Raw genomic sequence first — 17,473 nt, forward strand, 5'->3', positions numbered from 1 at the left:
TTTCTTTGTTTCAAGGCCACCCCTTGTTCTTTGTTTGGAGCAGAGTTAAGACGGGAATATCGGAGGTTAAATGGGGTTCATTGAGGGGAGCGGTCCAGCGTTAAAAATGCCTTAAACCCTTGATACATAAGGGGAAACAAGAAGCTAAAACGAGACGATAGCCAGTTACCCGTTTATCCTCCACAATGAAGACATGAATTCAGGAAGTGATATTTTGTAATCGTTTCCAATGTGGGGAGGAAGACACTATGAAAGCCGAAACGGCGGCTCGGACACGACCCGCTACCCGCAGTGACAAAAACCTGCTGTGGAGGGACATCATCAAAAACCGGTGGCTCTATATTATGTTGATACCGGGCGTGCTCTACTTTGTTATTTTCAAATACATACCCATGTACGGAATTACGATGGCTTTTCAGGATTACACGCCTTACAAGGGCATTATGGGCAGTGACTGGGTGGGGTTCAAGCACTTCCAGCGTTTCTTCGGGGAACCGCAGTTCTGGACTCTGTTCCGGAATACGTTTTTGCTAGCGATTTATAACATGGTGTTCTTCTTCCCGCTGCCCATTGTATTGGCACTTATGATGAATGAAGTTCGCCGGGAACGGTTCAAACGATTTGTACAGACGCTCGTATATGTTCCGCACTTTGTTTCCTGGGTTGTGGTGGTGGGTGTGTTCTACATGCTGTTCACAACCGAGGGTGGCGCCATTAACGAATTACTTTATAACCTGACGGGACAAAAAGTGGCTTTCCTGCTGGAGCCCGGCTGGTTTCGAACGATGATTGTTGGACAATCCATCTGGAAAGAGGTAGGCTGGGGCACGATTATTTTCCTGGCGGCACTCTCCGGTGTAGATACACAGCTCTATGAAGCTGCTCGGATGGATGGTGCCAATCGCTGGCGACAGACGTGGCATATTACGTTGCCTGCCATCCGCAGCACGATCATTATTTTGCTCATTCTGCGTCTGGGCAACTTCCTGGATACAGGCTTTGAACAGATCTTCCTGATGCTGACGCCGACGAACCGGGATGTGGGTGAGGTATTTGATACCTACGTCTACACCAAAGGTCTCACACAGGCACAGTACAGTTATAGTGCTGCTGTCGGTTTGTTCAAGTCGGTGGTCGGACTGGCGCTTGTATTGGGTGCCAATACGATGGCCAAAAAATTCGGGGAGGAAGGCGTCTACTAACGCTTGGCAGCAGACGTTCTTCACCAGACAGGAGTGAACATTAGGATGCAACAGGATAAAACGTGGGGCAACCGGATCTTTGATATCCTCAATCATGGCTTTCTGCTATTGATCGGAATCGTGACCGTTATCCCGTTCATTTATATTTTGGCCGTCTCGTTTACTAGCCCGCATGAAGTGGCCAAAGGAGGATTCATTCTCTTTCCAAAAGAATTCTCCTTGGCCGCTTACCGTTACATCTTCTCTACAGACACATTAATTCGCAGTCTGGGTGTATCGATCTATATCACTGTCATTGGTACACTGCTTAACCTGCTGTTTACGTCGCTTATGGCGTATCCGCTCTCCAGAAGATACTTGCGTGGCCGTCAGCCGATTTTGCTGGGTGTACTGTTCACGATGCTGTTCAGCGGTGGGATGATTCCTACCTACTTTGTCGTCAAATCATTGCACCTGACCGATACATTATGGTCTCTGATGCTGCCTACCGCGATTAGCGCGTTCAACCTGATCGTACTTAAAAACTTCTTCCAAGCCATTCCGGACGAACTGGAGGATGCCGCCAAAATCGATGGATGTAACGATGTAGGCGTATTATTCCGTATTGTTTTGCCTTTATCGATGCCGGCAATGGCTACATTCTCACTCTTTTACGCGGTGGCTCACTGGAACAGCTTCTTCAACGCTGTCATTTATATCAACGATAGTGAAAAGTGGCCCGTACAAGTGTGGCTGCGAGAGATTGTCATCCTGGCTCAGAGCCGGATCGGGGATACCAGTATCGAAGAGACTGAGATTCAGCCGCTTACCATTCGAATGGCCGTTATCGTATTCTCCACGATTCCAATCATGCTGGTCTATCCGTTCCTGCAAAAGCACTTTGCCAAGGGAGTGATGCTGGGATCGGTAAAAGGTTGAAGTTGCACACGTTTGAATATCAGAACTTGTTCATGACTGTATAAAAAGGGGAGGTTTTCGTTTGATGAAAGCAACAAAAAAGAAAGCCGTAGCTGTCTTGAGCACACTAGCACTGGTGACAGGTCTGCTGGCAGGATGCGGATCGGATGAAGGTCAGGCTGCCGAGGGCGGCGTACAGAACGTTTCCATTGCAATCGCACAGGTGGGTGACGTACCGAGCAAAGGTAATGAGGTCCAGCAAAAGATTGAGGCGTATACAAATACCAAGCTGGACATTCAGTGGATTCCGGCTTCGGCTTACAATGACAAAATTAATGTGATGATTGCATCCAGCGATATGCCCAAAATTGTGAAAGTACAGTACAACCCAACGGTGACCAGTGCGATGCGTAACGATGTATTCTGGGAAGTTGGACCTTTGCTGAAGGATTATAAAAATCTGTCTGCACAGAACGAGCGTTTCTTTGACAATATCAAGGTGGAAGGCAAAATCTACGGGGTACCCGTATTCTCCGATATTGCCCGTGCAACGGTGATTTACCGTAAAGACTGGTTCGATAAGCTGAATCTCAAGGTGCCAACGACACCGGATGAATGGTATGAAACGATCAAGACGCTGGCGACCTCCGATCCGGATGGAGACGGTCAGGATAATACGTTTGGATTGATGCTTTTCAAAAAATATAACGAGGATCAATACTCTTTCACTACGCGCCTTGGCGTAAGCTTTGGTGCACCAAACAAGTGGAAAGTAGAGGATGACGGCAGTTTTACGCCGGAATTCATGACACCGGAATATATGCAGGTGCTGGATTTGCTGAAACGTTTGTACAGCGAGAAACTGCTGAATCAGGACTTTGCCGTATTTGACTCCACAGAAGCGGAGAAGAAATATGATACAGGCGTTGTTGGCATGCGTATCGGTGTCGCTCAGAACGGGAAGAGCCAGCAAGAGCGTCTGTCCAAGAACGACCCGGATGGCGTGGTAGACATTGCCGGTTTGCTTGGTGTGAGTGGCGACCGTGTGGCGGGGCAGACGGGTAACTCCGGTATTCTGACCTTCCCGAAAGCGACGGTGAAATCGGAGGAAGAGTTGAAAAACCTGTTATCTTTCCTGGATAAAATGATGGACCCCGAGATGGCGACGCTGCTGATGCGTGGTATTGAAGACAAGCATTACAAGAAGGCTGGCGAAGACCAGGTGGAGATGAGCGATTTCGATGCGTTCCAGCGTGAAGTGAAGCCTTATCGTGACAACCTGCCTTACGTCGAAGGATATAATGTGCCGAAATTGAAAGATACCGAACTGGGTGAGAAGGGTACGGAACTTGCCAAAGAGCTGGCGGAACATGCCGTGCCAAACCCTGCTTTAACTTTGTATTCGTCTACTTATGGCGACCGTGGGGCAGATCTGGATCAGATGATTGCAGATGCACAGACCAAATATATTATGGGCAAAATCGATGAAAATGGCTGGAAACAGGAAATCGAGAATTGGGGCAATGCGGGCGGTACCAAAATTCGTGAGGAATATGCCGAAGACTACAAAAAACAGGCTGAATAAAAAGCCGGAAGCGGAGGGTTTCATGAAAGAAACAATGCAATTTACACCGGTACGGATGGCTGAACAGTTCATGGAAAGTTATCGCAATCATGAGCTGTATCCGACCTGGCATTATGAGAATGGTTGTCTGCTGAAAGCGCTGGAAGAGTTGTACACCCATACCGGAGAACAAAAATATTTCGATTATATCCGTGAACTGATGGATAACTTCATTCAAGAAGATGGCTCGATTCGCTCCTATGCAGTCGAGGAATATAACCTGGACCAGATTAATCAAGGGAAATCACTGTTCCTGTTGCTGGACAAAACGGGCGAAGAGAAGTACCGTAAAGCCGCAAATTTGCTCATGGTCCAGCTTAAGGGGCAGCCCTGTACGGGTGAGGGCGGATTCTGGCATAAGAAGATTTATCCGTTCCAGATGTGGCTGGATGGATTGTATATGGCCACTCCGTTCCTAACACAGTATGGTGCCGTTACAGGCGAGGAGAAGTGGTTTGACAAGGCGGCATTACAACTGCTGCTGGTGGAGAAACGTACACGTGATCCACGCAGCGGTTTGCTGTACCATGCCTGGGATGAGAGCAAGGAACAGCGCTGGAGCTCGGGAGAAACCGGATGTTCTCCACATGTATGGAGCCGGGCGATGGGCTGGTATGTGATGGCGGTAGTGGATACACTGGATCATCTGCCTGTAGATCATGAGCAGCGCGGTCAGATTGTGGGGATCTTCGAACGTGTAGCGAATGCGCTTGTACATGTACAGGACCAACAGTCTGGGCTATGGCCTCATTTGCTGGATCAGCCGGGACGTGAGCGCAATTATCTGGAGGCTTCGGGAACCTCGATGTTTGTATACGCACTGGCTAAGGGGGTACGCAAGGGTTACCTGAGTGGCAAATTCAAAGCGATCGCAGAAAAGGGGTACCAGGGTCTGCTGCAGCATCTGCTGCAAACAGATCGCGAAGGCGTATTGTCCCTGACGCAGTGTAATGGAGGGGCGGGTCTGGGGGGTACCCCGTATCGTGACGGGTCATACGAGTATTACGTGACTGAATCCATTCGGATTAATGATCCGAAATCGGTTGCACCGTTTATTTTGGCAGGAGTGGAGATGGAACTTTACAAGTTCAACTAACATGTACATGAGAACGGAGAGGACAGAAATAACCTAAAGAAGTGGAGCTAAGAGCTTTCTGAAAGAAAGCTATCGGAAGCATACACCTCGCCTTTATCCCCGGATTTTCCCTTTTCAAAAGGGGATCAAAAAATCTGGGGATAACAGCGATCGGAAGAGTGTTCTGTCATTGGAGTGGTTTGTGTACATAACCTTATCCAAAGGAGAGATGGTTCATGAGTCCAAAAGGTCGGATGTCCCGTTTAGGCGGATTGGTTGTAGTTGGTGCAATGTCCGCCGGGCTGCTGGCAGGCTGTGGGGGAGAAAAAGCGCCTGCTGCAGGGGAGGGCAAGCTTCCCATTTCGATTTCTTTGATGCAGGTAGGCGATGTGCCTGCCAAGGAGAACGGAATTGAACAAAAGATTGAGGAATATACGAATACGGGTGTCAGTGTGCAGTGGATTCCGCAGTCTGCTTTTGATGATAAAGTGAACGTCATGGTAGCTTCGGGCGAGATGCCGACCATTATGCGGGTGAATTATGTACCCACAACATTTAACGCAGCCAAAACGGGGCTGTTCTGGGAAATTGGACCTTACCTGAAGGATTATAAAAACCTGTCAGCTCAATCCGAGGCTTATTTTGACAATATCAAGATCGAAGGCAAGATATACGGGGTGCCCAACTTTCGTGATATCGGGCGTACAGCCATGGTGTACCGCAAGGACTGGTTTGACAAGCTGAAGCTGGATGTACCGAAAACGCTGGATGACTGGTACGAAGTGATGCGTTCCATTCGCAAGGATGATCCTGATGGTAATGGCAAGGAAGATACGTATGGAACGGTGCTGTTCAAAAAGTACAACGAAGGTGTATCCTCTCCGCTCACACGGATCGCCGTAAGTATCGGCGGGGTGAACAAGTGGGGTGTGAACGACGCGGGCAAACTTACACCTGAATTCCTGACCACTGAATATGTGGACACGATGAAGCTGTTCAAGCGTCTGTTCAGTGAAGGATTGATCAACAGTGACTTTCCTGCGCTGGACCCTTCCGATGCGGACAAAAAAATTGACTCCGGTCTGGTAGCCATGAAGCTGAACGGTGTTGCTCAGAACGGAAAGTCATTCCAGCAACGGCTGACACCAAACGTGCCGGATGGCGAGATTGATGTGGCTCCGTTTCAGGGACCGGATGGCATTCGAATTGCCGGGGAACCGGGGAACTACGGTATGCTTGTCATTCCCAAAGCTTCCGTATCGGACGAAGAACAGTTAAAACAGGTGCTGACGTTCCTGGATCAACTGATGGACGAACCGCTCAGTACGCTCCAGCTGCGAGGTCTTGAAGATGTACACTATACGAAGACTTCGGATGGCAAAACCGAGTTCAAGGACTTCGACGGGTATCAGCGCGAAGTGAAGCCGTATCGTGACAATCTGCTAAGCGTTGAAGGTTATAACGTGGCTGAGCTTATCGATGTACCGATCGGTATGAAGGGCACGAAGATGGCGCGTGAGAATGAGCAGTACGCCATTCCGAATCCGGCGCTGACCCTGTCCTCTGCCATCTATACGGAGCGCGGCCAGGAGCTGGATCAGATGATCTGGGATGCACAGACCAAGTACATTATGGGCAAAATCGATGATGCCGGCTGGGAGCAGGAAGTGGCGAACTGGAGAAAATCCGGTGGCGACCAACTCATTTCCGAATTTGAAGCGTCTTATGCCCAGCTAAACGGGAAGTAGTAATACTAGTTAAAAAAAGAGTGGTCAAATGGAATGGAATCGTTTATTCTATGAAAGAGTGATATTTTTACAAAATTAAACAGTAATTACACCTTAAAGAATAAGGCTATGAATCTGCGGATTCGTGGCCTTTTTTTGTGTATTAAGAGGTGAATTAGTTCTTTGGGAGGGGGTATGCCTTGAAAAAACAATACCAATCGCCTAGATTGACATGGTAGAATATTGATTATTATGACAAATTTAGGTTTTTGTTTGAAGAGAAATACGAGAGTGCTGAACAAGCAGCAATAAAGCAGAAGTTTACCCCATATTAAGGTACATAGGAGGAAAGAAAATGAAAAAAGTAATATTAACAGGAGTGGCTGCACTAACTCTACTTTCCGCACAAGCATCTATCGGTCCACAACCCGTAAAGGCTGCAATTACCGACGATATCAAGGTTGTACAAAAATTCAAAGATATTACTGGCCATTGGGCAGAATCCAGTATCCTTCAGGCTATTCAGCGAGGATATGTCGATGGTTTACCAGATGGGAAATTCCTCCCCAACAATATAGTGACCAGAGCAGAATTCGTGAAAATGACTGTATCTGCTCTAGATCTGGAGGTCGGCTCTACATCCGGGAGTTGGTATACCTCGTACGTCAACGCTGCCCAAACAGCAGGGATCTACAAAGCAGGCGACTTTTCAAATTCGGCTTGGAAAAAGCCGATGTCTCGTGAGGAAATGTCGAAAGTAGCTGTCCGAGCACTTGGAGTTACCGACGTAGAAGACAAACAATGGATGTACTTGGCCACCAAGAACGGTATTATCACAGGCACGGCACCAGGTGAAATCTCGCCAGAGGGAACTACAACTCGCGCTCAAGCAATTGCTGTTATTGAACGGGTTTTGTCGATAAAGGATGGTAAAACATTGGCATTCGATAAGTATGCTGTCGCGGCTGCGGAGCTGTACTGGCACAAGACCAATATTTTCACTGTTGCAGAAGAAATCTTTAATGGTCCGAAAAACTCCAATCACAGATTTGGTATTAAATCATGGAAACAGTCCAACCTTACCGTTTCAGCCCCTAACGGTTCTGTTCAGGGGCACGTAAACAGTCTGATTGCAATTGATTGGAATGACCCGAAAGACCCTAATCGAAAACTGCTCCCATCCAAAGATAAGTTCTTCTGGCTCTACGGGGGACAAGAAAAGAAATTCTCTGACAATGATGAGTGTTATATCTTGTTACTTGACTCCGAACTGACAGTTAATAAGAATCCACAAGGATATAGAACGAACCGACTTGCCCTTTCTGTTCGAGGATATGACGGAGCACCAAGTAAAGATAAAATTAATCAAGCAATGCCTATTCTCTCTATCGATCCCAAAAAAGAAGTATACGGCTTAGTGATCCCTAAGAAAGCTCTTTATTATGATGGTTCGTTGCAAGTTCGTGTAGAAACAATTACTGCTGGAGCTCCTGTCTACCAAAAAAGATTAGCAGTATCTGAGCTTTAAGAAGTTAGGAAGTGGTTCTTTGAAGAACAGAATTCTTCCCCTTGTGTTGTTAATGGTTCTCCTTTCGCAGTTTCTACCAGAAAGCATTATTCTGAACACTGTATCAGCTGCAGGAGAAATTACAGAGATCATAGCGTATGAGATGAAAGGGGACGCTGACGATTATCTTTATGGAGGGCTTTATTTCTCGGACAAGCCTACCTTACCAACCGTTCCAATCGTGGTGCCCTCAAAGCCTGGCAAAATCATTAAAAAGATGGAGTGGACAGACAAGGACGGTAAGATACTTCGTTCACTTTCCATCCCTACAGGTAAAGCGGAATTTAAAGCATCTGATAATTTGAAAGATACTTTAAACGGCACGAGGTATACTGTGCGTTCTGAAAATAATTCTAATTACGGTGGAATTTACTATTGGGACAGATGGACAGCTGGTGATTCAGGAAACTTTAATGGTAAGTATTGGCGCGCCGGGGGCGGACAGGTAAGTGTTTATACCAGTGAACCTGGCCCAAACTGTCCAGGTGGTGTGCCAACCGAAAACAAAAACCCTAACACGGGGCAGAGTTTCAATGGGAATCTGCCACGTTATCCTGGGTGTACAGACCCCAACTTGGCGGCCAATATTCCACGAACAGAAGGATACTATATTGTCGCTAATGGAGATTCTCTTCATGGTTTATGGATTAAAGATGGAGGGGTTTCTAAGACTGATGTAAAAGCATCAAGAACTGAAATTGACTCAACTACTCGAATCGATGATGTGCATGGGTCTCAGGGATACACTGATCCAAGTACAGTCGCAGGCCAAGTAATCGACGTACCAAACTTGAACTTGATTACGATCAGTTTCAAACAAACATTTAACAATGATACGTATAGGAAATACTGGGCGAATCCAGGAGCGAAACAAGTGTGGTATTTCTCCAAATTCATAGCCGATTTTGATTCTTATACTTATGTATACAAGGATAAGAAATTGAAAGTTACGTATGCGGACGGGACATCCGGACTTGAGATCAGCGGTAATACATGTGTAGCGCCAAACGGAACAACTCAGTTAACAGCAACTTTGACAAAGGTAGATGGAAGTGTTTGGCCCCTACAGAGCCATGCCAAGCTCACTTGGTCAAGTTCTAACACATCTACAATGACGGTCAATAGTTCTGGATTAGTAGCAGCGGTCGCTCCAACTGGCACAGCAACGATTACTGCACACTTTGTTGACGCTACCCAAGCGCTTGATGAAAAGGATACCTTTGAGATGACAGTTGGCTCGGGGGCTTCATGCACCGACAGTGGCGGGGGAGGCAATCAACCTGAAATTCCTGAAGGTAATGGATCGGGACAATGCAGTTGGACGATTGGAAGTCCTTCTCCAGGAACAGTTATGAGGCAAAGTGACATGGACCCAGGTGCCAATGGAGTTATTCGGGCTGACGATAGGGATTTCGAAAAATTCGATGTTCTTAAGGGGATTCCAACAACTGAATCTCTTTATACCAATGCTTTAGCTGATGAATATCTGTTCAAACAGGATTGGGGGAAGATGTCTGGAAAGACCACATATAACTGTACCGTTGAAGTTACGTATGCACGTAAATGGACAGTACCCGGTCCTCAAGTATGTACTGAAACTGGTTGTACTCCAGGACCTCCGGTGACAAAAACGGATACTCAGTCCAAAACATATACATTCCAAATATTCAGAGATTACTCATACTGGAAAATTAATAATTTGGAAGTCTATAAGATAAATCAAGCTGAAATGAGTAACTATGCCTTGCCTGGTGGGAAGGTCACCATGACACCATCAGGGTATACGCCACCATCACTTGATTCGAGTAATGATACGGATGTTAATAGTCACGTTAGACCAGTTAATACATCGTCAATCGCTTTTTCTCCACCACTTCTAACAGGGGGATTGAACTCTCCGCCATCTCTTCCGGATCATACATCCACGCTTAAAGGGATGGCTGAAAGCAATACGCCCCAAAGTAAAGTGAGTAACGATATGGTCAATTTTAATGGGTCAACGATCATGAGTTCTTCGGAAACGACGAAGGATGGACCAACTCCGTCTAATATTCCTAATCCGACTACTATTAACCGTGATGTACTGTATAAGCCTAATAACATGATCAGCAATACACTCATAAATAAGGCAAATACCACGAGTTCCGGCGAAATTTATTATGATTTGTTGCCGGGCAATGTAAACGGGGGAGTTAACAAAGTTTTTCCAATCAACGGCATAAATAGGGTCACGGTACATACGCCTGTCGTGAACTACCCCTGGGTATCGGATGACCAGCCGCATAACCAGAAGACGGTGCCGAATGCAAACCGGGCAGCGCTCATTCTGGAGCGTCCGTTTATCGTAAGAATCCCGACCTCAGGGCAGCATCTGGATGCTGTGAGTTACCCCGGCTACGGCAACCGGGACTACGCCAAGTATTTTCGCATCAAGCAGGTGCGGTTCCCGTTTGATGTCTATAACGAAGGCCGCAGCCAGTTCATCCCCGCCAAGACGTGGGTGGATATTCCAGTGAATCAGTTGGATACCCTCTTTTATCTTCCGGTTTGGGTGGACGAGGGGGACTATGAAGTCGAGTTCCGCAATATCGCTGAAAATGCACCTGCGAACTTCACTGAACAGCAGGATGCCAATACGAATCTGGCGCATCATGTAGCGGCAGATACGGTACCCGTGGAAGTCATTGGACGGTTGTATGATTTTCGTGTGACTGATATTTCCGACTATAACTGGGAGAACGTATTTCGTAAGCAGATGGGCCGTCCAGAACCTACGGGAGTCGGCTACTGGACGGGCCTTAACGGTATAGATGGAGACCCCAGAGGGAATTTAGCTCCATTCATTCTTCCGATTCGTCCAGGCAGTCATCCGGTGCAGGGGTTCAAAAATGTGGCAGTCAAAACAGGATACCATATCAAGTTTGACCTCAAAACAAAGGGTAATATGTTTGGCAAGCAGGATGGTGTACGAATTACACCGAGTTTCCATTTTGTGAGTCGGGATGGTTCTTCCCGCCAGGAAGTGGATCTGTACTATCACCGAGGCCAGGAACGTCTCATTCGCATCGGATCGGCGCAGGATTTGGAGAAACGATTTGTTGTTCTGAACGCGCGGCTGCGGAATGTACTCAGTACGGAGCTGGGGGATACAGCTAGGTATCGGTATACCTACGAGCTGACACCGCAGGAGCAGAGCCAGAGCACCCTTGCGGAATACATGGTCCGTTTCGTGGATCAGACTTCTCACCAGAAAACATGGGTGGGCCGTTATGACTTGCTGATCCTGTCCTCGCCTATCCGCACACTGATTGGACCAAAGACGGACATCCCCCCTGGCGTCAATGTAGACCGGGCTAATGCAGCCATCCAGCGCTGGTATGGGGAGTATAGTCTGCCGGCCGATGTGTACGCCGTACTGAAGGGAACGGATCTCGAAGCACTCGCCAGACAACATCCTCTTGATGAGAAGTCGACGATCTTCCTGAAGGATGGGTATATCGTGGTCAACTTCAATATTGAGAGTTTGCGGGGTGGCAATACGGATGCCCCGCACCTGCAATATATTCATGCCCCATTGATGAATCAATGGCAGATGGAGGGACTCAACCGTAGTCCGGCAAACACCCAAGGCAGAAACTGGCCGCTGAAGGATGGTGATGTTGTGTTTTACCATGCGGATCAGTCCAGCCGGAACGATTTTCAGTCCCAGGTGCCGCATTAGAGAAAAAGGGCTAATCCCTCAAAAAGCTGTGTTTTACGTGATACACGTAAAACATGGCTTCTTTTTCAACCCGAGATTATGGTTAGGTGACATAAGGGGTATAAAAGGTAAGGAGCATTTGTTCACATCCATTTTATTACTCATCGAGAGGGGAAAACACAGCATGATTGATGACCATCACAAGTTAGAAGGATTGAATTTAATGGATACATACCAAGAAAGAGATCTGGGTGTCACGATGGAACCACAAGCCTGTAGTTTCAAAGTGTGGACGCCTGCTGCAACGCAAGTGGATATACTGTTATACCCGCCTTCAACAGAGGGCACTCCCAATGAACAGAAGAATCAGAATGTACAGAAAGACATACCTATGCACATACAGGATCAGGGCATCTGGTCCCTGAAGCTCAAAGGCGAGTGGAACGGATATCGTTATATGTACCGCGTTACCTTTGAGGACGGACGCCAGGAGATTGCGGTTGATCCATATGCACGGGCTGTGACCATGAATGGAGAAATGGGAGTCATCGTCAGGCTGGAACAGACCCACCCGAATGGCTGGAATGAGGATATTCGTCCAGAACTGGTGAGCCCGGTAGATGCGGTCTTATATGAGCTGCATGTGCGCGATTTCTCGATCCATGAGTCATCCGGCATGAGACACAAAGGAAAGTATCTGGCTTTTACCGAAATGGGTCTGCGCGATTCAAATGGGAATACACTGGGGATCGATCATTTGGCTGAGCTGGGAATTACTCATGTACATCTGCTACCGGTATTTGATTTTGCGACTGTGGACGAATCGAAGGCAGATGACGGGACTTCCGATTGCTCACGTTATAACTGGGGATATGATCCGCTCCACTACAATGTTCCAGAAGGTTCCTATGCTTCACGTGCAGATGAGCCGGAGACCAGAATTCGGGAGTTCAAATCGATGGTGCTCGCCCTTCATGAGAAGGGTATCGGGGTCATTATGGATGTGGTGTACAATCATACGTTTGATACGGCAGCCAGTTCATTTGAGAAGCTTGTTCCAGGGTATTACTACCGTCAGAATCCGGATGGCACGTACAGCAATGGATCAGGTACAGGCAATGAAGTGGCTACGGAGCGCCCCATGGTGCGCAAGTTCATCATCGATTCCGTAAGGTACTGGGCAGAGGAATACCATGTGGACGGATTTCGTTTTGACCTGATGGGTCTGATTGACATGGCAACGATGAAAGAGCTTGCAGCAGAACTGCATGCCGAGGTTTCTCCGTCCATCCTTTTGTATGGTGAACCCTGGGGAGCGCTGGAATCACCACTTGGTGATCAAATGACACTTAAGGGGGCACAGCGTGGAGCCGGATTTGCCGTATTTAACGATAACTTCCGTGGAACGATCAAAGGCGATAGCGATGGAACGGGAACGGGATTTGCTACAGGAGCGGAGGGGAAAGAAGAAGACATGTGGACAGGCGTCCGGGGAGGTATTACTGATTTTACGGCTGGCCCATCTGAAACGATTAATTATGTAACCGTACATGATAATCTCAATCTGTGGGACAAAGTCGCACGGACACAAGGATTGCACGATACACTGGGATTTATCACATATAGCGAGGAGGGTCGTGTGAAGGGCAGTTCCAACGTGGAAGCGGCTGTACAGCAGGCGAATCCATATTTGCACGTTGACCCGGATCGCATACTGGAGAACGAAACGGTCCGGCGTTGTCTGCTTGCTAGTGGCATCGTTTTGACTTCCCAAGGGGTTCCTTTGATTGCGGCAGGAGATGAATTTCTGCGAAGTAAATACGGCGATGCCAATAGTCATGAGAGTGGGGATTCAGTCAATGCCATTCGGTGGGAGCAAAAGCAGGCGTTTAAGCCTGTTTATGATTATTATCGGGGGCTGATTCGTCTTCGGCGCGAGCATCCTGCCTTTCGTCTTCGCACCCGGGAAGAGATTGAGAAGCATGTTCGATTGTTTGAAAAAGGAAAAGGAATGTTGGCCTACGAACTGGCAGGAACGGCTGTCGGAGATTCATGGGGACGGATAATCATTATCTATAATGCTTCCAAAGAAACATGTACAACCTCCGTTCCTTCAGGTGCATGGAATGTGGTTGTAGAGGAGGGGCAAGCCGGCACCGAGGCGCTTCGCACAGTCAAGGACGGTCAGGTCCGCGTTCCCGCTATATCCATGATGGTTATGTATTCAGGTGAATGAATTTTCATAAGAGTTAGTTGTTTAGAAACATTAATGTTGCACCCTTTCTCCATTGTGGGGCGAGGGTGTTTTTTGCTTTTCTCCATCTTTTTTTTCATCAGGACAGGTACAAATGCTGTCAATCTATGGCGCTTGTTTACATATGCTGTATCTTGAAAGCGATTGCTATGAGGATTTGCTTCACATTTAACATGCTAATTGAAAGCCTCTGTTCAACCGATATGTTGAGTACAGACAACCCCGGGTTGACAAATGACGTCCCGCTCCGTAACATCGGGACAACACGAAATCAATGGATATAAAGGCGGTGGGAACGATGCCGGAATGGACAGCTTTTCGTTATGAAGGCAACGATCTTGGCTTAACATATACTCGTGCGGCAAGCACATTCAAGCTGTGGGCACCAACCGCACAGCAGGTTTCCATACTCATTTTTGATGATGAGGGATGTTACGATGCAAGTGGGAAAGTAACCGAACATGAGGATGGACAGAAACGGTCGATGACCCGTGACCCGGACGGAATATGGAGTGTACAGCTTGAAGGGGATTGGGCCGGACATTATTATATGTATTCCTTTACGCATGAGGATCAGCATATTGCCGTGGCACCGGATCCTTATGCTCGTGCTGTATCCGCGAATGGGCAGCGAACAGCCATAATTGACCTGGATACAACCAATCCAGTGGATTGGGAAGAGGATGTGAAGCCCGTATTTCTACGTCCGGCAGATGCAGTCCTATATGAATTACATGTGCGTGACTTCTCTTCCGACCCCCATGCCGATATTCCTTATAAGGGCAAATATTTGGCATTTACTGCTTCTGGGTTGACGGATAGAGGTGGCAACTCCATCGGGGTAGACCATCTTGTCGAACTCGGCATCACGCATGTGCATCTTCTGCCTGTAGCGGATTATCAGACGGTTGATGAATTGGCAGCGACAACGGATGCCGGTTCGAATGCCAAATTGCCATATAACTGGGGTTATGATCCGCAGCACTACAACGTGCCGGAAGGTTCCTATGCCACCGATCCGCGTGATCCTGCGGTTCGGATCCGGGAGTTCAAGGCACTTGTTCATTCCTTGCACCGACAAGGCATTCGCGTCGTGCTTGACGTAGTCTATAACCATACGTATAGCGTCGATGGCGGACCTTTTGAACGGGTTGTACCGGGTTACTATTATCGTTATCGTGAGGACGGCACATTGAGCAATGGCTCGGGTGTAGGCAATGAACTGGCTACAGAACGGCCCATGGTGCGAAAATTTATTCTGGACTCTTTACTGTATTGGGCAGAGGAGTATCACGTGGATGGATTTCGTTTCGACCTAATGGGTTTAATTGATACGGACACAATGAACGAATTGACCCGCGAGCTGAGAGAACAGATTGATCCGGCTTTTCTAATCTATGGTGAGCCTTGGACAGGCGGAGATTCGCCACTGGAGCGGAAAACGTTAAAAGGAACACAACGCGGTCAGGGCTTTGCCGTATTTAACGATCATTTCCGCAGTGCCATCAAAGGAGATAGTGATGGCCTCGGCAAAGGCTTTGTTACAGGAGCAGATGGCAAGGAGCATGAGATTGCCATGGGTGTGGCTGGAGCGCTGGATGATTTTACATCTTCACCTGTGGAATCCGTAAATTACGTGACAGCTCATGATAATCTTAACCTGTGGGACAAAATCGCAACCACGATGTACCTCAGACATGATCTCGGTTTTCCGGTATGGAGGGATGGTCAGCCTGTGGAAGGGGGCAGTGCGGAATCGGCGGTTAAAGCGGCAGATCCTTATCGTTATGTTAATGCAGATGATGTACTTGACCATGAGATGGTCCGCCGGTCCTTGCTCTCAACAGGAATTTTGCTTACCTCACAGGGTATTCCATTCCTCCATGCAGGGGATGAGATACTGAGATCCAAAGCAGGAGATCACAACAGCTATCGCAGCGGGGACGCCGTGAATACGATCACTTGGGCTAACAAATCTCGCTTCAGACCTGTTTTTGACTATTATCGCGGCCTTATTCATCTGCGTCGCACACATCCGGCTTTTCGCATGATGAACGCCGAGCAGGTACGGCAACATCTTCGCATGATGCGTGCGGAAGGAAATGTGGTTGCATTTACACTGGAGGACGGAGCCAATCAGGATAGCTGGAATCAGATCGTGGTGATCTATAACGGAACGGGTCAGCAGCAGCGAGTGAGTCTGCCGGAGGGTGACTGGCATATCGTGGTGAATGATCATCAGGCAGGTACAGACCTCATTGATACGGTGAGCGGGACCGCAATGGTAGAACGGTGGTCATTGATGGTACTGTATGACGCGGAGTATGCTGGCGGTGCTGAACCGGCTGTGATTGAGATTCACTCGCCGCGTCTTGTGTACAGTGCCGGAGAGATTGCCGGCTTGCGAGCATCGGTCAGAGACCGTTTTGGTAATGTGGTGGAGAACGCATCTGTGACCTGGAGTTCTTCGAATCCACACATTATTGCAATTCAATCCGATGGGACGATTCATACGGGGGAAGCCGGAGAAGCGACGATCAGCGTCCAATGTGGCACGATTACCACAGAGTGTACGTTGCAGGTCGATGACCTCCATCCGGAACGAATTGAAATTATAGGGGAATCGGTGATGTATACGACACGTGTCAGTCGATTCCGCGCCTTGGTTCTGGATCAATTCGGCCAGCCTTTGCAAGGTATGAAGATACGGTGGAGCTCGTCTCATCTGGAGCATGCGGCGGTTAGTACAGCAGGAATCGTGCGTGCTTTAACACCAGGGTCCACCCAGATTATGGCGGAAGCTGGTGGGATTCAGGCATCGCTGAATATTAAAATCCACAAATCAATTTCGCGAATTGTCACTCTCCGATATGAACGGGAGGATCAGCGTTATGAGGGATGGGATGTCTGGGTATGGGGCACAGGCATGGAGGATGGAGCTATCCCGCTTGAGCGAGTGGGCAATGCAGCAGAAGCCCGTTTTCGGGTGGCTCCAGGACTGCATCATCTGGGCTTAATCATTCGGCTGAATCAGTGGGAAGCCAAAGATACCTGCGGAGATCGTTACGTTGATATCGGTCCTGAAGACGGAGATGTGCAGATTCTGGTTCACAGTGGGTCGGACCAAATGCAGGTTATCCGTGAAAGTGATGAAGAGGAGGACCGTAACAGCGCATAGCTGTCTAGGTTATAATTTCATACAAATAGTTGAAAAGTATAGGCTTAACAGGCAGTCGGAAGTATTCCGGCTGCTTTTTTGTTCATCAGAAAGATACATTTTCTCCCGAAAAATAAAAAAACTGTGCAAGTCAGTGTTTGAGATGGTCTTTCATTGGGGTAAATATAGATATGGCCCCAGATTCGGCCAAGCACGAAAAGGCCATTCTGGTCTAAGAGAGAAGCTTATGGCTTCCTAACAAATATGAAG

9 protein-coding genes are annotated in these 17,473 nt (G+C 47.9%); all 9 read left to right on the top strand.

Annotated elements, in window-relative coordinates:
• Nucleotides 1-248: 248 nt before the first annotated feature.
• A complete protein-coding gene (locus tag AMS66_RS01665) occupies nt 249-1,202 on the top strand; it encodes an ABC transporter permease (RefSeq protein WP_053779164.1) in 954 nt (317 codons plus the stop codon).
• Between the two features lie 45 nt (nt 1,203-1,247).
• A complete protein-coding gene (locus AMS66_RS01670; RefSeq protein ID WP_024633116.1) occupies nt 1,248-2,120 on the top strand; it encodes a carbohydrate ABC transporter permease in 873 nt (290 codons plus the stop codon).
• A 64-nt stretch (nt 2,121-2,184) separates the two neighbouring features.
• On the top strand, nt 2,185-3,684 hold the full coding sequence (locus AMS66_RS01675) for an extracellular solute-binding protein (RefSeq protein ID WP_053779165.1): 1,500 nt from the start codon (nt 2,185-2,187) through the stop codon (nt 3,682-3,684).
• 22 nt (nt 3,685-3,706) lie between these two features.
• Complete coding sequence (locus tag AMS66_RS01680; protein WP_053779166.1) at nt 3,707-4,819, top strand: glycoside hydrolase family 88/105 protein; 1,113 nt, start codon at nt 3,707-3,709, stop codon at nt 4,817-4,819.
• A 215-nt stretch (nt 4,820-5,034) separates the two neighbouring features.
• Entirely contained in the window at nt 5,035-6,546 is a 1,512-nt protein-coding gene (locus AMS66_RS01685) for an extracellular solute-binding protein (RefSeq protein WP_082350516.1), read from the top strand.
• A 334-nt stretch (nt 6,547-6,880) separates the two neighbouring features.
• Nucleotides 6,881-8,053: an S-layer homology domain-containing protein gene (locus AMS66_RS01690; protein WP_053779167.1), complete on the top strand. Its 1,173-nt coding sequence runs from the start codon at nt 6,881-6,883 to the stop codon at nt 8,051-8,053.
• A gap of 19 nt (nt 8,054-8,072) precedes the next feature.
• Entirely contained in the window at nt 8,073-11,813 is a 3,741-nt protein-coding gene (locus AMS66_RS01695) for a DUF5704 domain-containing protein (protein ID WP_236703077.1), read from the top strand.
• Nucleotides 11,814-11,976: 163 nt separating this feature from the next.
• Entirely contained in the window at nt 11,977-14,028 is a 2,052-nt protein-coding gene (gene pulA / locus AMS66_RS01700) for a type I pullulanase (RefSeq protein WP_053779168.1), read from the top strand.
• 316 nt (nt 14,029-14,344) lie between these two features.
• Nucleotides 14,345-17,224 (top strand): type I pullulanase, encoded by a 2,880-nt coding sequence (gene pulA, locus AMS66_RS01705; RefSeq protein ID WP_053779169.1) that lies wholly within the window; start codon nt 14,345-14,347, stop codon nt 17,222-17,224.
• Nucleotides 17,225-17,473: the final 249 nt, after the last annotated feature.

Origin of the sequence: Paenibacillus xylanivorans (assembly GCF_001280595.1) — a bacterium.
Taxonomy (GTDB): Bacteria; Bacillota; Bacilli; order Paenibacillales; family Paenibacillaceae; genus Paenibacillus; species Paenibacillus xylanivorans.